The organism is Sporosarcina aquimarina, assembly GCF_019748715.1.
GTDB lineage: Bacteria > Bacillota > Bacilli > Bacillales_A > Planococcaceae > Sporosarcina > Sporosarcina newyorkensis.
On record NZ_JACLBZ010000031.1, the window covers coordinates 1 to 20,904 of the forward strand.

22 protein-coding genes and 2 riboswitches are annotated in these 20,904 nt (G+C 41.2%); of the genes, 9 read left to right on the forward strand and 13 right to left on the reverse strand.

All coding sequences use genetic code 11. From position 1 onward, the window contains the following. Positions 1-120: 120 nt before the first annotated feature. The 5 genes from H7J92_RS14240 to H7J92_RS14260 form a co-directional block, all read right to left on the reverse strand. Positions 121-291: a hypothetical protein gene (locus tag H7J92_RS14240; RefSeq protein WP_176132602.1), complete on the reverse strand. Its 171-nt coding sequence runs from the start codon at positions 289-291 to the stop codon at positions 121-123. A 15-nt stretch (positions 292-306) separates the two neighbouring features. After that, a complete protein-coding gene (gene thiC, locus H7J92_RS14245; protein WP_009498660.1) occupies positions 307-2,082 on the reverse strand; it encodes a phosphomethylpyrimidine synthase ThiC in 1,776 nt (591 codons plus the stop codon). 127 nt (positions 2,083-2,209) lie between these two features. Beyond that, positions 2,210-2,326, reverse strand: a riboswitch (TPP riboswitch). A gap of 45 nt (positions 2,327-2,371) precedes the next feature. Further along, on the reverse strand, positions 2,372-2,911 hold the full coding sequence (locus H7J92_RS14250) for a methylated-DNA--[protein]-cysteine S-methyltransferase (protein ID WP_221837552.1): 540 nt from the start codon (positions 2,909-2,911) through the stop codon (positions 2,372-2,374). Next, a complete protein-coding gene (locus tag H7J92_RS14255) occupies positions 2,904-3,224 on the reverse strand; it encodes a DMT family transporter (RefSeq protein WP_009498662.1) in 321 nt (106 codons plus the stop codon). Before H7J92_RS14255 ends, H7J92_RS14250 begins: the two co-directional genes overlap by 8 nt. Next, positions 3,221-3,565, reverse strand: coding sequence for a DMT family transporter (locus H7J92_RS14260; RefSeq protein WP_009498664.1), 345 nt, complete (start codon positions 3,563-3,565; stop codon positions 3,221-3,223). Before H7J92_RS14260 ends, H7J92_RS14255 begins: the two co-directional genes overlap by 4 nt. Before the next feature lie 154 nt (positions 3,566-3,719). Continuing rightward, a riboswitch (SAM riboswitch) is annotated at positions 3,720-3,823 on the forward strand. An 81-nt stretch (positions 3,824-3,904) separates the two neighbouring features. Between H7J92_RS14260 and H7J92_RS14265 the strand changes: the two genes are divergently transcribed. After that, positions 3,905-5,035 (forward strand): methionine biosynthesis PLP-dependent protein, encoded by a 1,131-nt coding sequence (locus H7J92_RS14265; protein WP_040759850.1) that lies wholly within the window; start codon positions 3,905-3,907, stop codon positions 5,033-5,035. 91 nt (positions 5,036-5,126) lie between these two features. Here the strand turns inward: H7J92_RS14265 and H7J92_RS14270 are convergent, their stop codons facing one another. The 4 genes from H7J92_RS14270 to H7J92_RS14290 all read right to left on the reverse strand — a co-directional run bounded on the left by H7J92_RS14270 (position 5,127) and on the right by H7J92_RS14290 (position 7,272). Continuing rightward, positions 5,127-5,309, reverse strand: a complete 183-nt coding sequence (locus tag H7J92_RS14270; RefSeq protein ID WP_009498667.1) for a hypothetical protein — start codon at positions 5,307-5,309, stop codon at positions 5,127-5,129. Between the two features lie 290 nt (positions 5,310-5,599). Next, the gene (locus H7J92_RS14275; RefSeq protein ID WP_009498668.1) at positions 5,600-6,115 is read right to left on the reverse strand and encodes a type 1 glutamine amidotransferase domain-containing protein; all 516 of its coding nucleotides are present in this window, start codon (positions 6,113-6,115) and stop codon (positions 5,600-5,602) included. Between the two features lie 209 nt (positions 6,116-6,324). Next, complete coding sequence (locus H7J92_RS14280; RefSeq protein ID WP_009498669.1) at positions 6,325-6,558, reverse strand: spectrin repeat,Rudiment single hybrid domain protein; 234 nt, start codon at positions 6,556-6,558, stop codon at positions 6,325-6,327. Between the two features lie 390 nt (positions 6,559-6,948). Beyond that, positions 6,949-7,272, reverse strand: coding sequence for a four-helix bundle copper-binding protein (locus tag H7J92_RS14290; RefSeq protein WP_009498670.1), 324 nt, complete (start codon positions 7,270-7,272; stop codon positions 6,949-6,951). 165 nt (positions 7,273-7,437) lie between these two features. Between H7J92_RS14290 and H7J92_RS14295 the strand changes: the two genes are divergently transcribed. Both H7J92_RS14295 and H7J92_RS14300 read left to right on the forward strand, forming a co-directional pair. Continuing rightward, positions 7,438-7,935, forward strand: a complete 498-nt coding sequence (locus H7J92_RS14295) for a DUF3231 family protein (protein ID WP_078818559.1) — start codon at positions 7,438-7,440, stop codon at positions 7,933-7,935. A 160-nt stretch (positions 7,936-8,095) separates the two neighbouring features. Further along, positions 8,096-8,272 (forward strand): hypothetical protein, encoded by a 177-nt coding sequence (locus H7J92_RS14300; RefSeq protein ID WP_009498674.1) that lies wholly within the window; start codon positions 8,096-8,098, stop codon positions 8,270-8,272. A 710-nt stretch (positions 8,273-8,982) separates the two neighbouring features. Here the strand turns inward: H7J92_RS14300 and H7J92_RS14305 are convergent. The 3 genes from H7J92_RS14305 to H7J92_RS14315 are packed head-to-tail and all read right to left on the reverse strand — an operon-like array spanning position 8,983 to position 12,565. Further along, positions 8,983-10,107 (reverse strand): Ger(x)C family spore germination protein, encoded by a 1,125-nt coding sequence (locus H7J92_RS14305; protein ID WP_221837557.1) that lies wholly within the window; start codon positions 10,105-10,107, stop codon positions 8,983-8,985. Continuing rightward, positions 10,104-11,201, reverse strand: a complete 1,098-nt coding sequence (locus H7J92_RS14310) for a GerAB/ArcD/ProY family transporter (RefSeq protein WP_221837559.1) — start codon at positions 11,199-11,201, stop codon at positions 10,104-10,106. Before H7J92_RS14310 ends, H7J92_RS14305 begins: the two co-directional genes overlap by 4 nt. After that, positions 11,198-12,565 carry a spore germination protein gene (locus tag H7J92_RS14315; RefSeq protein ID WP_009498679.1) on the reverse strand — a complete coding sequence of 456 codons (1,368 nt, stop codon included), beginning with the start codon at positions 12,563-12,565 and terminating at the stop codon, positions 11,198-11,200. Before H7J92_RS14315 ends, H7J92_RS14310 begins: the two co-directional genes overlap by 4 nt. Positions 12,566-12,752: 187 nt before the next feature. Here H7J92_RS14315 and tatA point away from each other — a divergent pair, with 187 nt between their 5' ends. Beyond that, on the forward strand, positions 12,753-12,965 hold the full coding sequence (tatA, locus tag H7J92_RS14320) for a twin-arginine translocase TatA/TatE family subunit (RefSeq protein WP_078818562.1): 213 nt from the start codon (positions 12,753-12,755) through the stop codon (positions 12,963-12,965). Next, positions 12,966-13,775: a twin-arginine translocase subunit TatC gene (tatC, locus tag H7J92_RS14325; RefSeq protein WP_078818563.1), complete on the forward strand. Its 810-nt coding sequence runs from the start codon at positions 12,966-12,968 to the stop codon at positions 13,773-13,775. A 9-nt stretch (positions 13,776-13,784) separates the two neighbouring features. Here the strand turns inward: tatC and rpoN are convergent, their stop codons facing one another. Next, complete coding sequence (gene rpoN / locus H7J92_RS14330) at positions 13,785-15,071, reverse strand: RNA polymerase factor sigma-54 (RefSeq protein WP_245799543.1); 1,287 nt, start codon at positions 15,069-15,071, stop codon at positions 13,785-13,787. A 212-nt stretch (positions 15,072-15,283) separates the two neighbouring features. Between rpoN and H7J92_RS14335 the strand changes: the two genes are divergently transcribed. The 4 genes from H7J92_RS14335 to H7J92_RS14350 all read left to right on the forward strand — a co-directional run bounded on the left by H7J92_RS14335 (position 15,284) and on the right by H7J92_RS14350 (position 20,902). Then, the gene (locus H7J92_RS14335) at positions 15,284-17,227 is read left to right on the forward strand and encodes a sigma-54-dependent Fis family transcriptional regulator (RefSeq protein WP_221837562.1); all 1,944 of its coding nucleotides are present in this window, start codon (positions 15,284-15,286) and stop codon (positions 17,225-17,227) included. Between the two features lie 276 nt (positions 17,228-17,503). Beyond that, positions 17,504-18,856, forward strand: coding sequence for a dihydrolipoyl dehydrogenase (lpdA, locus tag H7J92_RS14340; RefSeq protein WP_221837564.1), 1,353 nt, complete (start codon positions 17,504-17,506; stop codon positions 18,854-18,856). Positions 18,857-18,880: 24 nt separating this feature from the next. Next, a complete protein-coding gene (locus H7J92_RS14345; protein WP_221837566.1) occupies positions 18,881-19,828 on the forward strand; it encodes a thiamine pyrophosphate-dependent dehydrogenase E1 component subunit alpha in 948 nt (315 codons plus the stop codon). Positions 19,829-19,846: 18 nt separating this feature from the next. Further along, a complete protein-coding gene (locus H7J92_RS14350) occupies positions 19,847-20,902 on the forward strand; it encodes an alpha-ketoacid dehydrogenase subunit beta (protein ID WP_078818567.1) in 1,056 nt (351 codons plus the stop codon). The last annotated feature ends 2 nt before the right edge of the window (positions 20,903-20,904 follow it).

Consider the following 20,904-nt stretch of genomic DNA (forward strand, 5'->3'; position numbering starts at 1 on the left):
TTTTGAACTCTAACTTTTGGGGTGCACGTCATTGATTGGCTCTTTTTTGTTGTGGATAAATTTTATTTACTCGGTTCAGACCGACTCGGTTACGTTACATATTTCCCGCAACCTTCTTTTTTAATAATGAATACTCTCCACCTTCTGGCACTTTTCGCATTCTCTATGTGTCGAGGTTTCTATATATTCATGAACACATTCGGCTTGCAACTTATATAACTTTTCCTCTAATTCACGTAGACCTTGGCGCTGCACAACAATATGACGAACTAACTGTTTTGCTGAAGTCATCTAACCCACTCCTAATCAAAGATAGATTTTAGCACCAGATCTTTTGAATTCTTCCGCTTTTTCCTGCATTCCTTTTTCGATTGCCAGATTCTCTTCTGGACTATTTTTATCCACGTACTTTCGAATGTCGTGAGAAATACGCATACTGCAGAATTTCGGCCCGCACATTGAACAGAAATGAGATACTTTCGCCCCTTCTGCCGGTAACGTTTCATCGTGATATTCCATCGCTCGTTCTGGATCTAGACTCAGATTGAATTGATCTCTCCAACGAAATTCGAAGCGAGCTTTGGATAATGCATCATCGCGCTTTTGTGCATTTGGATGGCCTTTCGCTAAGTCTGCTGCATGGGCAGCTATTTTATATGTGATGACACCTTCACGAACATCCTCTTTATTTGGTAATCCGAGATGCTCTTTTGGCGTTACATAGCACAGCATCGCAGTCCCGAACCACCCGATCATCGCAGCACCAATTGCAGATGTGATGTGGTCATACGCAGGCGCGATATCTGTCGTCAACGGACCTAATGTATAGAATGGTGCCTCCTGACAAATTTCCATTTGTTTATCAACATTTTCCTTAATTAAATGCATCGGTACATGCCCAGGTCCTTCGACCATCACTTGCACATCGTGCTTCCAAGCAATTTTCGTCAGTTCACCAAGCGTATCCAGCTCAGCAAATTGCGCTTCATCATTAGCATCTGCAATCGATCCCGGACGCAAGCCATCTCCCAATGAAAATGCGATATCATACTGCTTCATGATTTCACAAATTTCCTCGAAATGCGTGTAGAGAAAACTTTCTTCATGATGAAGCATGCACCATTGCGCCATAATCGAACCGCCACGTGAGACAATGCCTGTCACTCGGTTAACCGTCAGCGGTATATAGCGTAGCAGTACCCCCGCATGAATCGTGAAATAGCTGACGCCTTGCTCGGCCTGTTCAATCAATGTGTCGCGGAAGACTTCCCATGATAAATCTTCCACTTTTCCATTCACTTTTTCGAGCGCCTGATAGAGCGGAACTGTCCCCACCGGTACAGGGGAATTTCGGATGATCCACTCACGTGTCGTATGGATATTCTTACCTGTCGATAAATCCATAATATTGTCCGCACCCCAGCGTGTTGCCCACGTCATCTTCTCCACTTCTTCTGCAATCGATGAAGAGACTGCGGAATTTCCGATATTCGCATTAATTTTGACATGAAATTTACTGCCGATAATCATAGGCTCTGCTTCGGGGTGGTTAATATTGGACGGAATGATTGCCCGTCCTCTCGCAACCTCATCGCGTACCAACTCCGATTCAACGCCTTCACGAATCGCAATGAACTCCATTTCAGGTGTGATCATCCCTTTTCGTGCATAATGCATCTGCGTAACATTCTTTCCCTTTTTAGCTCGCAGTGGTTTGCGCTTCAATAAAGGAAATTGCGCATCGTTATTCATTTGCTCTATTGAACGATAGCCATTATCCTGTGGTTTTACTTGTCTTCCTTCATATTCTTCCACGTCATTACGTTCCCATATCCAATTTTCCTTAATGGCTGGAAGTCCTTTTTTAATATCGACTTCATAGCCTGCTTCCGTGTATTTTCCGCTCGTATCATAAACGCGGAACGGTTCATTCGGAAACTCATCTTGCTCTGTCACGGTTGGTGATAGTTCAATTTCGCGCATAGGTACAAGCAAATCGGATCGACTTCCTTGTACATATACTTTTCTGCTTGCCGGAAAACAATCGTGAATGTGGATCTCTTTTTCTGTCGTTTGTTTCATTTGTCATCGTCTCCTTTGTGAGGGCAGACCATGACTCCATCCGAGTAAAGGGAATCAGCAGCACAAAAAAAGACCAGCTCCATAAAAAAAGGACCTGGTCTTTCAAAAACGCACAAAAGTACGCTGATTGATAGATTGAAAACTTCCCCACGCTGGTACGAGCCAGATCAGGTCCAAAGAGTTCGGAATGCATTTTACTCATCCCATCTCAGTCCAGTCGCGCTGGACACCCCTAGTTATGATTATTGAATTGTCGAACAACTATAGTTTATCATAGAGTAATGCTTTGTCAACTAGAGGAAGTAAAAGAATTACCTTCCATTCGAATCAACCGACCTTTCAGTTGCTGACCATCCCGGTAGCCCGATAGACTTCCATTTTTTGCGATGACCCGATGACATGGGATGACAAGCAACAACGGATTCTTTCCAATCGCGGAAGCAGCTGCTCGAATTGCAGAAGGATGACCGATTATCTCGGCAATGTCTGAATATGTCACCAATTGTCCATACGGGATATCTTGAAGCGCTTTCCACACCTTGTTTTGAAATGGTGTGCCTGACCAATCCACGGAGCATGTGAAATCTTGCACTTCTCCAGACAAGTAACTTCTCACTTCATCTGCGTATTCACTTAATCTGTCTGCATTTTCCTTCACTTCGCCAGCGCCATATTGTTTGGTGAGCCAACTCTTCATTTTTTCCTCAGCATCTTCAGCTAAGCCTACATAGAGAAGGCCTCTTTCAGTCGCTGCCATTGTTACGTTCCAACCTTCCACATCAAAACTTGTCCAATAAACCATTTTCCCCACTACCTTTCTATTAGCCAAACAGCTTCAATCCAACGGCCCCTACTATAATCAATGACAAAAAGAAAATCCTTTTCACACTTGCAGACTCTTTAAAGATTAGAATACCAGCCAGGACTGCCCCTGCCGCTCCCAATCCTGTCCAGACTGCATAAGCCGTACTCATTTGAATATCGCGCATCGCTAACGATAAAAAAACAAAGCCGAAACTGAATACTCCAACTATGAGTAGGAGACGCTTGATCGTACGTTTCTGCAAGTAATAATTGATGCTTATAACCCCAAAGATTTCTCCAAGACTGGCAATCGCTAAATAAACCCAAGCCAACGTCAACTGCCCCCTTCTTGATTCGCTTCATCCGACTGCTCATCTGTAGTCAGTTTGATACCAACAACCCCGATGACAATCAAACAGATAAATGACAGCGTAATCCAGGTGAAGTCCGCGTGGAAAACGAAAATATCAACTAATAGAATGGCTGCAGCGCCTGAACCGGTGAAGACAGCATAAACAGTCCCAGAAGGCAATTTCTCACATGCCTTAATAATGAAATAAAAACTAAATATAATCGCGCCTCCAGTTCCGATCCAATGCAGAAACGTCTCCGAATAGCGCAGTCCCACCACCCAAAATATTTCTACGACCGCAGCTAAAGCGACATAACTCCAAGCCAAAGTTAACGTCTCCTTTCATTCGCTCTATAGTGTCTATTAGTATAACAAACCTTTCAGTTAAACGAAAAAAGCATTCCTAGTAGAAGTAAGCTTGCATCTGCTATGTTCGCATGATAGAATGAATCCACTAATAATTTTTCCTATATTAAGAATATTCTTATCGAGAGAGACGGAGGGATAGGCCCAAAGAAGTCTCAGCAACCAGCCAGCTTGGCATGGTGCTAATTCCAAGGGTGAACACCGCCTTGAAGATGAGAATACTGAAGAAAATGTTGTATGTTCGAGGGCCTATTCGAAATGAAGAGGCTCTTTTTTATTTTTCTGAAGGGGATGGATACTATGACAAACAATGAATTAGAAACAAGATTAGTCCAGCTGGGGAATAACAGCGATAAGAAAACGGGCGCAGTCAATACACCGATTTATTTATCAACAGCTTATCATCACGAAGGGTTAGGTCAGTCTACCGGCTACGATTATACGCGGACAAAAAATCCGACTCGTTCTATTTTGGAAGACGGCATTGCCGATTTAGAATCCGGTGATCAAGGCTATGCCTGCAGCTCCGGAATGGCAGCTATTCAACTAATCTTGTCACTGTTTAAAACAGGTGACGAAATCCTTGCCCCTGAGGACCTGTATGGCGGCACCTATCGTTTATTCCAACAGTATGAGAAAACCTATCAGATTTCTACACACTACCTAACATTTGAAGATGTTTCAGAAGTTGAACAAGCAATTACAGATCGTACAAAAGCGATATTTTTGGAGACACCTACCAACCCGCTTATGCTGCAGATTAACGTCGCAACTTATGCAGAACTTGCTAAAAAGCATGGCCTGTTGCTAATTGTTGATAATACGTTCCTTACACCGTATTTCCAACGACCGATTGAGGAAGGTGCGGATATCGTTATCCATAGCGCTACGAAATATATCGGTGGTCATAATGACGTGCTTGCTGGTCTTGTCGTAGCAAAAGGCGAAGAACTTTGCGACCGCTTGTTCACGAACCATAATGCGAGTGGCGCTACACTATCTCCGTTTGATTCATGGCTCGTAGTCCGCGGTCTCAAAACACTCCATTTGAGAATGAAGCAGCATGACGCGAATGCAAAAGAAATGGTAGCCTATTTGAAGCAAGAACCTTTAATCGCAGATGTCTTGTACGCCGGCATCGGCGGTATGCTCTCGTTCCGCGTACAAAACAGCGAGTGGGTAGGACCGTTCTTAGAGAATATGAAACTCATTTCCTTTGCAGAGAGTCTTGGAGGCGTCGAAAGTTTCATCACGTATCCAACAACACAGACGCATATGGACATTCCGATTGAAGAACGGAATCGACGCGGTGTCGATGATCGACTCTTGCGCTTCTCAGTCGGGGTGGAGGATGCGGATGATTTAATTGCCGATGTCAAACAAGCACTGTACGCTGCGAAAGAAGCAGTAGAAGCCGTAAATATTCATTAATCCCATCTCCTCTTGCGTTCAAGTGCAAGAGGATTTTTTCTTTCCTAGCAATAAAAAAGACATCCTAGAGAGAAGGATGTCTGTTAAATGCTCATTGAGTTTGCTGCCATTTCTTCTTTTCCGCTGAGTAAACAACTGTTGCCGGCACTACAATAAATGCCAATGCCGCCACACCTGCCAGCATGCCCGCCCACTCTTTACTCCCTAAGGAAAACCCGGCTGTCGTGCCTATGCCAATACCCGCTATAATTGCCAATGTAATCAACTTATACATAACAAGATCCCCGACCTTTCAAGTTAAAGATTCCCCAAAGGTTCTGAATAATTCGTTGTATTTAGCATACTCTAGTTGAGAACAATTTTCAAGTGTAAGTGAGAACCTTTTTCAATTCGAATGCTATCGGTTTATTCTACTTCACGATTAACTTGAAATATGCATATTAGTCCAACAAAAAAACTGCATTGCTTCGGGGCGGCTGTACTTTAGCGTGTTCTTTGTTCTCCCCAAAGAAAAAACTGCCCTAAAAGCCATTTCTGACTTTCAGGACAGTCTCTTTTCAACTATTATTTTTCCAACAGTTTTAAGGATTCTCTGTTAAATGCCGGGATATCATCAGGCTGACGGCTTGTGACTAGCTGATTCTGACAGACAACGACTTCTTTGTCTGCGTACTTTGCACCCGCATATTCCATATCGACACGAATCGATTTGTATCCTGTTGCGTCACGACCTTCTAATGTTTTCGCCGTGATCAATAGCTGTGGTCCATGACAGATAGCAAAAACTGGTTTGTCGGCATCCATGAATTCTTTGACAAACTTTACGAAACGATCATCTGCGCGCAAAATATCTGGGGAGAATCCACCTGGGATAAATAAAGCATCATAATCTGATGATTTCGCATCGTCAATCCCTTTATCGACTTTTACTTTCGTGTTTTCTTTCATACCGGTAACTGCCGATCCAGCTTCCGTCCCAATCACTTCTACTTCATGTCCAGCATCTTTATAGGCTTTGGCCGGCTTCGTATATTCTGAGTCCTCAAACATGTCTCCTAGTACTGTTGCGATCTTTGCCATTGCTTACCACTCCTTATGTGATGTTCTAGACCTACTATTCCACGAATTAAAAGATCTAAACATCGCACGGCTAAGCTGTATCTTATCCTCAGTATCTAAATTTATGGTCGTATTCGTTTCATCTTTCCAGAAAATTTGCCTGCTTATATCAACTTGAATCTCTGTGCATATTCCTGGTACTTTTCTAATTACATTAGAAAAAAACTCGTTTAAAAAAATATACCAATGATGACAAGAGCGGCGATAATAAGACCCCCAACGGTTTGGACCAGTTCCGTCGACACAACCGGCTTCTTCTGAAAGACATTGATCAATTCCAAGTCTTCACGCAATTGCTTCACTTCTTTACGAAGCTCTTCTACTTCTGTATTCAGCGTACTGATTTCCTGCGATTGCTTAGAAATTAGTTCATTTTTTTGCGGAGATGTTTCATTCGTATCCATAGATCTAATCGCTCCTCCAAGTTTTCTTCTTTATACGTTTTTATAACCGCTTAAGTTTCGTTTCATTGAAAAACTTTCCATTTGCATTTTCAGCTGTTCGGGTGTATAATAAATTTACAAGCTGTATTGTTCGTATGACATTAAGTTTTAACCTTTAAGCTGTAACAGGGAGTTTATTACGAAACGGAAATGGCATGCCGGGTTCCTTTTAGCAACTCGGACGTACAGGAACGTTTCTGCAAACACCCACTTCGAGAAGTGGTGGTTTAAAACTTTCTATGACTAAATTACGGCAAAGACGGCTTTTATAACGAACGAAAACACCTTTCACATGATGTGAAAGGTGTTTTTTGTATACTTGATTCAAAAAAACACTTTAACTTAACCTAATTACGCGGCACTTCGACATGCCTGTGCACATTTACGGCAAGCTTCTGCACACTTCTGACAATGATCATGGTCGTGTTTTGCGCATTCTTCCGCACATTTTTCACAAATGTCTGCACACAACTTGAGAATTTGCGCAGTAAATGGGCTTTCGCGAGTAATCGCTTGTATTGCATACGAACAACTATCCGCACATTCCCGATCCAATCGAATGCAATTCGCCATCATTTTAACGTCTTCTTCTTTTAAACACGCATCAAAGCATTGATTACAAGCCTTCACACAGTCTTCCAGTACACGCAATACGTCTTCATATTGAGAATTCATCCAATCGCCTCCAATTTGTTAATTCCTAAGTAATCTTCCCGCTTTCATTCATCTTAAACTGAGAGTTCCGTCTTGTTTTTAAAACTTCTAAAAACTGTATGCATAAAAAAATGATTTACGCAAAAACTATACCTGAACATTATCATGATATTAAGGAGTGATTTTTTGGGTATTTTAGACGGTAATCCGAAAGATGAGCCAATGCATTATGGTGAAGTAATTGCTGTTTGGTCGTTTATGGGCTCAAATAATGGGTTGATTAGTGGGTATGAAGCATTTGTCAATCATGCCGAGGACGCAGACTTAATCGCACTGTTGGAGGAAGCGATTAAGACGATGAAAGCTGAGAATAAAGAATTCGGCAAAGTGCTAAAAGCAAACGGTATTACGCCTCCCCCCGCGTTGCCAGAAAGACCAAAATCAAATCCAGAGGAAATTCCAGCTGGAGCTCGGTTTATGGATCCTGAAATCAGTGCGGCCGTCTCCATTAACGTAGGTCAAGGGCTTGTTTCATGTAGTATGGCAATGGGTCAATGCTTGCGTGAAGACATCGCCGCGCTATTCGCGAAGTTTCATTTGGAAAAAGTGGCGTTCGGCGCAAAATTATTGAACCTAAACAAATCAAAAGGCTGGATTATCCCGCCACCTCTTCATATGTCATGAGCTAGCTAAAACTCCGTACTGCATTCGTGCAAGACGGAGTTTTTTTATTCTCTGGCCGACCCATTAAGATGAATTTTTTTCCACTCATATAAAGCGTAATTCTGCTCAATCTATAGGTGTAGATGTCATCATCTAACAACTTTAAAGGATGTGTTTTTTAATGGATAACCGAAAAAACGATCGTCAGCGTCAAGACCAACGTCAAGATCAGCAGAACCAGCGTGAGAGACAGGATCAAGCAGAAAACATGGAGTTTGGTGAAGAGTTTAACTTCGACCAAAAACGTCAACGACAAGATGATGAGCAAAACAGAGAACGACGCAATAACCGAAAATAACTAGAGGAGGCTTTCCAATAGGCCCTCTCTAATCGATCTGGAAGCTAATTAATGAATGATTAGTCGATATCCAGAAAATATGTGCCATCTTATTGTTAGCGCTAATACAGCAGTCAATTGGCTGGTATGAGGACGGTATCGGACCGAACTCATGCCAGCCAATTGCTGTTTTCGTTAAGACAACGAAAGGTGATCTTAATATCTCGTTTCTATTTCTTCAATTTGTTAATCATTTCCCATAATACATCTCTGGTCTCGATAGCCCGAAGACTTTATCCATAAGAAATCATCTGAACGTTTAAATACTCTACGTTTATTGAGCGATTCTTACGTGTAGTGTCGCTTCACTTACCTTTAAGAACACCTCCATAAGCGTGTTTACCGAGCTGAATATTAAATACAAACTGGGATGCCACGAGAGAGAGTCTTTCCGTTATCCCCCTCTTTATTGTATTGTTCTTTTAGCTCCTGAAGAGTATTCTTCTCTAATTTAGAGGGCATGCGTTCGCCAGATTTCCTTCCTGTACTTCTGCCTCCACACCATCTTTTCCAGTCAATGTGCTATGACCAAGTCGTTCCTTTTCTATAGACACTTACGGCTTAATTTCATTGCTATTTTAGTCATAATAAAGCACTCCAAAAGTTAAATTGCTGCTCTAACTTTTGAAGTGCATCTCGAAAAAACTCTCGAATCAATGTCCTTCTTCGTATCATTGATTCGTTCCCATACTCATCAACTTCACATCCACACTCACTCTAAACTCCAATTCAGGATAGGCTTCTTTCCACGTCTCATAAAGGCCATCCTTCTGCAGTCTCGTCGCCCGGTAACGCAAGCCGAAACCGAAAGGATCCAATTTCTTTTCCTGCATATCCTTCAAGAGATGAAGTATTTTCTTTTTAATTTCCTCTTCTGCCATTTTGTCGTACTTATCCAATTTAGATAAGGACAGCCTTTGTCTAGACTCACCTATTTCTCCTGCCATTGTCACCTTCATGTCAATCGCCTCTGGCACTCCATTTTTCGTGATAATTTTGTACTTCATTTTAATTCTGTCAAAATTCAAAAGCAGCCTCATCTTACCTTGCTCCGTCTTATAAGAGAAACCATTAGCATCTTTGAAGAGAGAATTGTAATACTTTGTTTCGATGTCATCAAGCGAAGCGGACTCATTTTCGTCTCCAATAACCAGACTTTTATTGACAATAAGTTCTTCATGATCTCCATTTGTCGTAATAACTGGCAAGACAGGACTTATTCCTTCCATGTAATAATCTCGTCTCAATTGAAATAAGTAAGTGGTGATAATGAAAGGACTTTCCGTTCCGGTATCCCCAAAATAGTTAAATAAAGAGACAGAAGCAGGTGCTTCCGTTTTTGTCTCTGTTTTCAATACCTTCTCAGCGGATGGTCGCGCCGCCGCAACGTAGGCAATCAACTGAACATCCCCCCTTCTGGTAAAGAAATCCATAAATGGTCGAAGGGAGCCCGAAAGAAGTTCTTCGTTGATGACAATTACCTTCATATGTCCAAGTTCTAATACTTTATCAACATGTGTTTCTAACATTCTAATTGACTCTCCTATTGTTTCCCCCTCTTGGGAAAGATACGCATAGCTCGGCTGTGTTGACTCCTTAATGGCACCGTAGGGCAACGCAATTTTCAACGTAACTTTATAGCCATTCTCTATATTTTCCGCAGGATCCACTCCAATTGCAGAGACAAAGAACCGTTTATCAATATCTTTAAAGGCACAGCCAGATTGAAGAATAACTGTTCCTATCAGGAGGAAGGTCAAAAGTATGTCTTTAACAGAAGATCGTCTATATTTCAAGAGTTTGCCCTCCGTTTCACCAACATCAACGTCCCCATAAGCAATATAAAAAGGAATGGTAATGTACCGTAAAAATAGTTGATATACTTAAACAAACCATATTCTGTTATTTTAACAGCGACAACTATACTTACCGTCCAAAAAGCGATGATGAGAATACTGTTCGCTATCGTCCTTTTTTTTCTTTTTTCTAATTTATCGATTCCTAAAGCGCCTTGAAAAAATTTTAACGACACATGCCAATGAATCATAATGTTTAAGAACGCAATGGCAAGGAAAATCAAAAGGAATATAAAAATAATACGTTCGACTACTCCAAATTTCATTCGAATTGAATCCGTGGTTACAATCCATGGATAGAGAATATCTTCAATTCCATCAAAACCAATAAAGCCAATTGGGATAAAATAGGTTGTAAATAAAACGAAGAAGCCCATCCCTCCGACAATCAGTCCCTCTTTAATACCAAATTTCATTTTCTTCTTTATATATTTATTAAAATATAGCATGTCAAAAAAACCCAAGAATATATAGGAAGAGGCCGTAAATAGGGTATAATTGGGGAAGCTGTTTACATTCATAATCGCTACTCCAACATTATCCCAGTCCAATTGTCGATCTAAATATACTTTTAATAAGAAATATAAAATTATGGGGACAAGTAATACAAGAATGATTTCTAATGTGTACAAGACACTTCGACCTTTCATCACTAAACCAAATGTAATAAACAGAATGAAGGTGCCGACAATTGAATAAATAGACATTTCAGGTGTTAGGTATCGGAGCAATATATCCGAATACGTAATCAACGTTGCCAACCCACTAACATACCAATTAATTGCAAAGAAAAGAAGCAACGGAACAAATAACCATTTCGATAAATATGTTTCCATTAATTCTGGAAGTGTTTTTCCAGGAAATGAACTTAGTAATCGAATCACTGACCAAGTGGCAAACACTCCGAAAATCAAAGCCAACGCCATGGAAGTAATTGCCCCATTATTACTTCCGCTTAGAAGAACCCTTGGCAAAGAGGCTGCTATATTCGCTATCATATTAGTTGTAATTAGAAAATAGACGAATCGACTCATCTCTTACCCGCCTTTAATTCCTTTTCACGATTCCACCAATACATGCGTAGGTAAGGCTGTCCTAAACTGTCTTTGTTCGACAAAAACATAATAAGCCCCAACATTCCTAAAACAAGTCCCGCCAACCCGAACAATGTCGCATAAAGTAATAGGAAAAATCGGCAGATCCTAATAGCGTAACTCATCTCATTGACCGGAATTACGAATGTAGATATGGCAACGAGGGAAACGACAATTACGATAATATTGGATGCTAAAGCAGCCTCGACAACAGCGGTTCCCAAAATTAACCCACCGACCGTTGTGGCTGTTGCACTAATCGTTACAGGAAGACGTAAACTGGCTTCCGTGAGTAGTTCGATAAAAATCAACATGAAAAACACTTCAATAAATGATGGATATGGAACACCTATCCGACTTGCTGCTACTGTAAGAGCAAGTTCTGTTCTGAATACGTCCGGATTATAGGATGTAACCCCCACATAAATTCCCGGCAGCATGAGACAAGTGAAAAGCCCGCCGTAGCGCAAGACCATAGCTCCCACCATAATCCAATAAGAATGGTACCTATCTTCCATAGATGCCATAAAGTCAAAAAAGACAATCGGCGTCACAATAGCATGCGGACTCCCATCAACCAAAATGATGACTTTTCCAGCCGTTATATTGTTAATCAATCGATCAGGGCGTCCAGAAAGAAGGCTCGTGGGGAACAGGCTGCGTTTTTTGTTATTCAAATAATATATCAACTCATCTGCAGCTTGAACCAATTCAACATCCAATGGTTGGAGTCGTTCCTTGATCTTATCCAGCACGCCCGGTCTGACTCTATCCTTATCGTAAAGAAGGGCAATACCTCGATTTGATTGTTCATCCAATTCAAGTGTCTCTACAATGAGGGATGGATCGTGATAACGTTGCCGAATTATATTGATGTTAATTTCCAAACTTTCACTCATCCCCATTTGAGGGCCATGCATAGTCGGTTCCAAATCCGCCTCTTGCACCATATTATTTGCTACAATTTTTAATTCCAGCAAGGTCAGTTGATTGTTAACCATGACCAATACATTACCTTTTGTCAGTTCGATCATTACTTCACGATCACCGGACGGTAACTTGGTTTTATACGGCAGCGAATTGATATATTCCGCGTAATGTCTTTCTTCCTTCATTTCAAAAAATGGTTTCACAATGACGGATTGCAGTTGAAGTGGGTCGACTACACTTTTCAAAAACAGAAGATGAACTTTCTTTCCTTCTATCGTCAAGGTATTTTGTACAATATCATCAGATGGTTCTAGTTTTTTGGTTAGACGTTTCATGTACTCGGGGGTATTCGGATTTTCTGTATTTTCATCCATTTTCCTGTCACTTCCTCAATGCATCTCGTATAGACCGTAGCTTGCCCGAAAGTCCATAAATTTAGTCAAAAATATCCCCTTTTCAATTCTTTCATAAAAAAATACATAGGAAATTGTTTTAGGCGGTCGGAAACTGGCTATTATATAAAAAGGACTTGATTTTTAAGGAGAGAAAGGAGGAAATGCTATGAATTTAGCAGCCATTGGAGTACCGGGGTTAATTATCATCTTAGTTATCATTTTGATTTTATTTGGACCACGTAAATTGCCCGAGGTCGGTTCTGCGGTAGGAAAAACTTTAGCAGAGTTTAAAAAATCCGCAAAGGATATAATGGATGACGATGATGACCAACCAAAAACTGAAGCACAGAAAACTGAAGTACAAGAGCAGGTGAAGTAAATGACAGTACCCACAGAAGAAAAACAAACGAATGAACACGTTGCATCTGTCGGGTCAAAAGATTCAAGTACCAACGATTCTACGATGGAGCCGACACTTGTAGAGCATTTGACGGATCTGAGAAAACAGCTGGTTAAAAGTATTGCTGTCTTTTTAGTCTTCTTCATCGGAGCTTTCAGTACGATAAATTTGTGGTTTCCTTATGTAACGAGAGGTCACAAACTTATCGTCTTGGGACCATTAGAGATCATCACCTTTTATACCACAATCTCTGCTGCGTTGGCTCTCGGTTTAGCACTGCCATTCTTATGCAATTTTTTATGGCAATTTGTGAGACCTGGTTTAAACGAAAAGGAGAGTCGATTCCTCAGTCTTTACTCGCCAGTGATGTTTATTTTATTTGCTGCTGGCTTAGCTTTTGGCTATTTCATTGTCAATCCGTTGAGTTATAACTTCCTAATCTCGTTAGGTGCAATGAATTTCGATATTTTAATTTCTGCACAAGAATATGTACGCTTTTTGCTGCTGACGACCATGCCAATCGGGTTGTTATTCGAGTTGCCAATGGTCGCTATGTTTCTTGCCGCAATCGGTTTATTGACAGGCGATACGATGAAAAAAGTACGAAAGTGGTCATATGTTGTATTGGCCGTTCTCTCTGCATTAATCACCCCGCCTGATTTTATCAGCCAGCTTATTGTACTCATTCCAATGATTCTCCTGTATGAAGCAAGCATTCGCTTGGTGATACATACAGAAAAACGTGCTCAACTGAGAGCAACAGAAGAAAGCCAATCACGGCCGGTGTGATTGGCTTTTTCATAAAATCCCTTTCCGCTTGCTTGATGAAGGGATCTGCAGTTCTTCTCGATACTTACTGATCGTTCTTCTCGATACCGTAATTCCTCGTTCTTTTATAAAGTAATCCGCAATTTTTTGATCGGATAACGGTTTTCGTTTGTCTTCTTTTGCGATTAAAGCTTGTAACAAAGATTTGACGGCCGATTGGGAGATACTATCACCGTCTTGACCGGATAATTTGGAAGTGAATAAAGAACGCATTTCGAAGGAACCAACCGGAGTTTGCATTACTTTATTTGACACTGCCCGACTCACTGTAGATTCATGCATCTCGATGCTGTCGGCTATGTCTTTTAACGTCATCGGCTGCAACGCCGCAAAACCTTCCTTAAAAAAAGATTCCTGTTTTTTCAGCATTTCCGTTACAATTCGAATAATCGTATGACGTCGCTGCTCGATACTCGACAATAGCCATTGTGCTTTTTTATGGTATTCGCTTAAATATGAAGAGAGCTCCGATTTTCCTTGCAAAGACGATACGTATTCTCGTTGCAAACCAATCTTCGGCAATCCTCGATCATTTAAATGGAATGACAGCTTTCCTTCTGTCTCTTCTACAACGATATCCGGTATCATAAATTCGGTAGTCACTAGTGAAAGTTCTGGACACGGCCGAGGATTCAATGTTAGGACATAGTCATGCAATTCATTTACCTGCAGTAAGGAAATCCCCATACTCTTCGCGATTTTCTCCCACTTTCGTTCCGCAATCAGCGTTAGATGATCACCAATAAAAGTCTCGACTAATTCGGGATTTGTATCACTTCTCCTAACCTGCAGCAATAGACATTCCTGTAAATTCCTTGCGCCAATACCCGGAGGTCCGATTTGTTGTAAAAGCTCGATTCCCAATTCTATGCGAGAAGGGTCCATAAATTGCATGTCTGTAGACAAGTACCCATTATCATCCAAGTTGTGAATGATAGCCTTTAACAATTGTCTTGTCTCACTATCTGGGAAACTCACATTCACTTGCTTGATCAGTTGATCACGTTTACTCTCTTCTTGCTGCTTTACCCAATCCTGTTGCTCTGCTCCATTTCCAGAACTCTTAGTAGAGATTCTTTCCTGAAAGGATTCATTTCTATCGGATTCTTTTAACTCAATCAGTGGATTTTCTAATTCTTGTTCTCTTATATATTGTTCTAAATCATAAGTGGATAATTGTAATAACTCAATGGCTTGTCGCAATTCTGTCGTCATACGCAAATGCAAATCCTGTTTTTGCTGTAAAACCATTTCCATAACCCATTCCTCCTTAAGATTTATCCACACAATAACTTCAAAGTTGAATGCGCTTTCATTTATCTGACTCTATCATAACATGTCGCTCAAACTTTTCGATAGAGAATTTCTCCTAGATTGTCTTATCTATCGCATCCAATCTACCTTGTATGCTATAGTCTAAATATTCGGTAGTCTTATATTTAGCATATAAACGGTTTGGAGGCTTGGATATGAATCCTTTACTTAAAAAAGCAATTCTTAAACCTTATGAATTTAATCTGTCAGCTAAAGCAGCCTGGAAACAGTATCAAGATCATGGAATACATTCAAATGATTCTATTCGTCACGAAATTTATGAATCCTGGGAGAATTCCAAGAGTCTTGGTGTAAATCCTCTTCAATCAAAAATACAAGAAGTTGTGACCCACCACGATTTAGGCAATCGCTTACAACAAAATGAACAATTATTGTCGTATGCAACCCCAAAAACCACACATATTTTAGAGTTATTAAATGAGTCACAAACTATGTTATCCATTACCGACCGCCAAGGAACTATTTTGTATTCCTGCGGAAACAGACAAACACTAAAGCGAGCTGAGGCGCTTAACATCTCGGATGGCGGTACATGGAGTGAGAAATCAGCCGGTACGAATGCCGTTGGAGTCACTTTGAAAACTAAACAATCCGCTCAAGTACTATTTTCCGAGCACTTCTGTGAAAAGAATCATGATTGGTATTGTGCGGCTACACCAATTATTGCTCCTTTTACAAAAGAGCTATTGGGAATCGTCAACATTGCAGGTTCTAATCCGAATCTCCATCCCCATACATTTAAGCTAATTATCGCAGAGACTCAAAATGTATCAAATTCAATTATGGGACAAGTATATGAAAGTGCAGTACGTGACAATCTATTTTTGAAAAATACGATAGAAGTGGCTGACGAGGCTATTTTGGTGGTGGATAGCGGAAAAAATATTATAGAAAGAAATATAATTGCGATGACCAATCCAATTATTTCTCAGGTTTCACAAATTCAATCCCTTATTGGATTGGAAGAACTTTTAATCCACACCATGAACGGACAGAATATCCTGAATGAAGAAGTGAAGATCAAACATTCAAAACAAATTTTTCGTTGCTCCATCCAGCCGCTTTCATTCCAAGATATATACTTAGGTGCCATTATCACTTTAAGGAAAACTAAATCCTTTTCAAAACATGAGCATAAACCTGCTTTAAAGAAAACTACAAATAAGAAATCTGACCCATTTCTAAATATAACTGGTTCATCTACTAGTTTTTCTTATGTCATAAAACAAGCAAAAAAGGCGGCTGCTATTGATGCGACAATTTTCCTTTCAGGAGAGACTGGTACAGGAAAGGAAGTATTCGCACAATCCATCCATCAAGCAAGCGAAAGAAGAGATCATCCTTTTATCGCAATCAATTGTGGAGCCATTCCAAAAGGATTACTAGAAAGTGAATTATCGGGATACGAAGCTGGTGCGTTCACCGGTGCCAGAGCAAAGGGAAGCCCAGGGAAATTTGAAATGGCACAGGGCGGCACCGTTTTCTTGGACGAAATTGGTGACATGCCCCTTGATCTTCAAGTTCATTTGCTACGCATTCTTGAGGAACGTGAAGTGACAAGGATCGGTAGTGCGAAGCCCATTCCAATTGATGTCCGTATCATCGCCGCCACGCACCGTGACTTATCACAATCTGTCACAGATGGCCTTTTTCGTGAAGACCTATTGTATCGTCTAAAAATTATTCAATTAACGTTACCTCCACTTCGGGAGAGAACATCAGATATCTCTGAATTATCTCATCGTTTCATCAATGAACTAAGCAATCAATTTGGAAAACAACATGTACAAATCACGGCAGAGACAGTACAATGTCTCATTGATTACCACTGGCCTGGCAATATCCGCGAATTAAGAAACGTGATTCAGCAAGCGTTATTTAATCTGGAAGGTGAAATGCTTACTCCTGCGCATCTACCTTTAGAACTAAATTCAAACTTAAAGCAAACTGACAAAGAGCAGTTACTCGAATCCTTACAAGCTGAAAATGGAGTAGTTACCCATGCTGCCAAACGTCTCGGTGTCTCACGCGCAACTATGTACCGACGAATGAAGCAATTTAATATTACCGCACGATAACCCGTCCTCTAATGGATCAACAGCCTCCTGTTGATCTGTTAGAGGTTTTTTGCTACAGTGAGGCACTTTTCTGTCTCACTGAGACACTCTGGATCCCTCCATTTAATCCGAATTTAGTTGATATATTGAATAAAACTCACAGTATCATAGTCTCTTAAAAATTTTCGTTTTTTCGGCATGCTTCTTGCAATATATAATAATGCATCATCAAAAGAGCTAATTTATTATTTCTTTAAAAGTTCATTTTATTTTCATGAAAGCAGGTGATAGAAAGTTATGGAAACATTTGATTTAGCTGTAATTGGGGCAGGTCCCGGCGGCTATGTCGCAGCAATTCGTGCGGCCCAATCGGGAAAAAAAATAGCTCTCATAGAAAAAGGTAAACTTGGCGGCACTTGTCTACACGTTGGCTGTATTCCTTCCAAAACTCTTTTGCAACATAGTGAAATGATACAAGTCATCCACAAGGCAAATGATTGGGGTATCCAGACAGGATCTATGTCGATTGATTTCCCCAAATTAATGGACCGGAAAAATCAAGTGATTGACACGTTAGCACAGGGAATTCAGTACTTAGTAAAAAAAAATCAAATTTCATTATTTCAAGGGATTGCTACAGTCACTACTGATCGAGTCGTTACAGTGAAGGATAAACACTTCAAAGCCCAAGATGTAATTTTAGCGACTGGAAGTAAACCATTTGTCCCGTCAATTCCCGGACTTGATCAAGTGGACTATTTAACAACAGACACTTTTTTCGAACTTCGGAAGTTACCCAGTACACTTGTAATCATTGGCGGTGGTGTTATTGCCATCGAGCTCGCCTTTGCCATGGCACCGCTTGGTACATCTGTCACTGTTATTGAAGTAGCAGACAAGATTTTATTGTCAGAGGACGAGGATGCAAGAAAAATTATCTTACAACGCTTGAATAGATTAGGTGTACTTGTTGTAACAAGCGCGGAGATCAAGAGCGTCACAAAAGACAGTGTAATAGTTATAGATACAATCTATCCTTATGACCAACTGCTTGTTGCAACAGGTAGAACTCCTAACCTAGAAATAGCTAATCAACTAGATTTACAGCTTGATGATTCGGATCGCTATATTGCAGTCAACGATCATTATGAGACGAGTACAAAACATATTTACGCGATTGGCGATATTGTAGAGGGTTATCAACTGGCACATGTAGCGAGCGCGGAAGGTTTGACGGCCGTTCAAGCAATCCTAGGAGAAGAAGTTTTACCACTGGACTCCTCTTCCATTCCACGATGTGTCTATACACATCCGGAAATTGCTTCATTCGGTCTTAGTGAACACGAAGCTTCAGAGAGTGGTTATCAAGTACGGACGACCCTCACTCCCCTATCTGGAAATGGAAAAGCACTTGCCATGGACGAGACAGAAGGCTTTGTCAAAATTATTGCCGACACAACATACGGAGAAATTCTTGGAGCAGTGATTGTTGCTCCGAATGCGACAGAGTTAATTCAGGAATTGTCAGCAGTTAAACATGCAGAAGGTACGATGTTTGAGCTGGCAAATTTTGTTCAGGCGCACCCTACTGTCTCAGAAGCAATCGGGGAAAGTGCTAACGCATTTTTCGGTCTAGCTATTCATAAATAGAATGTCATAAAGGAGGAATTTATTATGGATCAGCAAACAGCATTATGGATTTATCAAAAGATGAATGAAATTCGTTTTTTTGAGGTGGAAGTGCATCACATATTCGGAAAAGGTCTAATCCCTGGATTTGTTCACTTATACGCTGGAGAAGAAGCCGTCGCTACTGGCGTGATGGCACTACTGGATGACGAAGATTATATTACGAGTACACACCGCGGACACGGACATGCCATTGCAAAAGGCTGCGATATTAAAGGTATGATGGCTGAAATAATGGGCAAAAAAGATGGCTTGGGCGGCGGAAAAGGCGGTTCCATGCACGTTGCAGATATAGACCGGGGAATGCTCGGCGCCAACGGGATAGTTGGCGGTGGGTTCGGGTTAGCAGCAGGAGCCGCATTAACCATTAAAACGCTTGGGCAAAGTCATGTAGCAGTCTGTTTCTTCGGAGATGGGGCTTCCAATGAAGGGACATTCCACGAGGGGCTTAATTTAGCGTCAATCTTGGACTTACCAGTAATTTTTGTCTGTGAAAATAACCAATTCGGGGAAGGCACTCCTTTCCGTTATGCTTCAGCATCTGAAACCGTAGCGGAACGCGCACCTGCCTATAATATGCCTGGCGTTCGGGTAGACGGAATGGACGTGGAAGCCGTTTACGAGGCTACTGAGAAGGCTATTAAACGAGCTAAGGCCGGAGAAGGCCCTACTTTAATTGAATGTGATACGTACCGACATTTCGGACATTTTGAAGGAGATGAACAAAAATATAAAACCGACCAAGATCCAAACAGGGACCGTGATCCAATTACGGAATTCCGTGAAAAAGCTACCAAGAATAAATGGATGACTTCAGAACAAGCGGACGAAATTGAATCAAACGCGAAGAAGACAGTTGAGGATGCAGTAGCTTTTGCAGAAGCAAGTCCACTTCCAGATGAATCCACACTTTACACGGATATTTTTGCATAAGAAAAGGGGGAACTGACGATGACGGAAAGAAAAGTCACTTTTATGACAGCAATCAATGAAGCAATGGCGCAATCCATGCGTAAAGACGAATCTGTTATTCTAATTGGTACAGATGTAGCAGGCGGGGCAGAAGTTGATCATTTAGTCCAAGATGACGGAAGATATGACGATGCATTTGGTGGGGTGTTCGGTTTATCCAAAGGGCTTGTTACTGAATTTGGCAGAAGACGCGTCATTGACACACCGATTGCAGAACACGGCTACTTCAGCGCAGCTGTCGGCGCAGCAGCAACCGGCTTACGCCCAATCGCAGAATTGATGTTCAATGACTTTGTTGGTTTTGCACTAGATCCTATCTTGAACCAAGGAGCAAAAATGCGCTATATGTTTGGCGGAAAGGCAAAAATCCCACTTACCGTACGCACGGTCCATGGGGCAGGCGCAGGAGCTGCTGCTCAACACTCCCAAACATTGTATGGATTGTTCGGTGCAATTCCCGGTGTAAAAGTGGTCGTTCCTTCCAATCCTTATGACGCAAAAGGGCTCATGCTAGCAGCAATCGAAGACGATAACTTGGTCGTCTTTTCGGAGGACAAAATGCTTTATGGCATCAAAGGAGATGTGCCGGAAGACTATTATACAATTGAAATCGGCAAGGCGAATGTAGTACGTGAAGGAAGTGACCTGACAATTGTGGCGATAGGTAAAATGGTGCAGGTCGCTCAAGAAGTAGCAGAGCGACTGAATCCAGATGGTGTCGAGGTAGAAGTAATCGATTTACGAACGATTGCACCATGGGATCAGGAAACAGTTATTGAGTCTGTGAAAAAAACAGGCCGCCTAATTGTTATAGACGAATCCAACCCGCACAACAATACAGCGACAGACATCGCATCTGTTGTAGCAGATAAGGCATTCGACTATCTAGATGGTCCAATTAAAACAGTTTGTGCACCAAATACACCTGTTCCATTTGCCGCTAATCTGGAAAAAGCATATATACCAGATGCCAATAAGGTATTGCATGTAGCTGATGAAATCATTGAAGACTTAAAGAAATCTCATACAATGTAGGA

Bases quoted from the DNA above. Each gene is read 5' to 3' on its own strand.
- H7J92_RS14240 (WP_176132602.1), bottom strand. From the start codon at position 291: ATGACTTCAGCAAAACAGTTAGTTCGTCATATTGTTGTGCAGCGCCAA.
- thiC (WP_009498660.1), bottom strand. From the start codon at position 2,082: ATGAAACAAACGACAGAAAAAGAGATCCACATTCACGATTGTTTTCCG.
- H7J92_RS14265 (WP_040759850.1), top strand. From the start codon at position 3,905: ATGACAAACAATGAATTAGAAACAAGATTAGTCCAGCTGGGGAATAAC.
- H7J92_RS14270 (WP_009498667.1), bottom strand. From the start codon at position 5,309: ATGTATAAGTTGATTACATTGGCAATTATAGCGGGTATTGGCATAGGC.
- H7J92_RS14275 (WP_009498668.1), bottom strand. From the start codon at position 6,115: ATGGCAAAGATCGCAACAGTACTAGGAGACATGTTTGAGGACTCAGAA.
- H7J92_RS14280 (WP_009498669.1), bottom strand. From the start codon at position 6,558: ATGGATACGAATGAAACATCTCCGCAAAAAAATGAACTAATTTCTAAG.
- H7J92_RS14290 (WP_009498670.1), bottom strand. From the start codon at position 7,272: ATGAATTCTCAATATGAAGACGTATTGCGTGTACTGGAAGACTGTGTG.
- H7J92_RS14300 (WP_009498674.1), top strand. From the start codon at position 8,096: ATGGATAACCGAAAAAACGATCGTCAGCGTCAAGACCAACGTCAAGAT.
- H7J92_RS14310 (WP_221837559.1), bottom strand. From the start codon at position 11,201: ATGAGTCGATTCGTCTATTTTCTAATTACAACTAATATGATAGCGAAT.
- H7J92_RS14315 (WP_009498679.1), bottom strand. From the start codon at position 12,565: ATGGATGAAAATACAGAAAATCCGAATACCCCCGAGTACATGAAACGT.
- tatA (WP_078818562.1), top strand. From the start codon at position 12,753: ATGAATTTAGCAGCCATTGGAGTACCGGGGTTAATTATCATCTTAGTT.
- tatC (WP_078818563.1), top strand. From the start codon at position 12,966: ATGACAGTACCCACAGAAGAAAAACAAACGAATGAACACGTTGCATCT.
- rpoN (WP_245799543.1), bottom strand. From the start codon at position 15,071: ATGGAAATGGTTTTACAGCAAAAACAGGATTTGCATTTGCGTATGACG.
- H7J92_RS14335 (WP_221837562.1), top strand. From the start codon at position 15,284: ATGAATCCTTTACTTAAAAAAGCAATTCTTAAACCTTATGAATTTAAT.
- lpdA (WP_221837564.1), top strand. From the start codon at position 17,504: ATGGAAACATTTGATTTAGCTGTAATTGGGGCAGGTCCCGGCGGCTAT.
- H7J92_RS14345 (WP_221837566.1), top strand. From the start codon at position 18,881: ATGGATCAGCAAACAGCATTATGGATTTATCAAAAGATGAATGAAATT.
- H7J92_RS14350 (WP_078818567.1), top strand. From the start codon at position 19,847: ATGACGGAAAGAAAAGTCACTTTTATGACAGCAATCAATGAAGCAATG.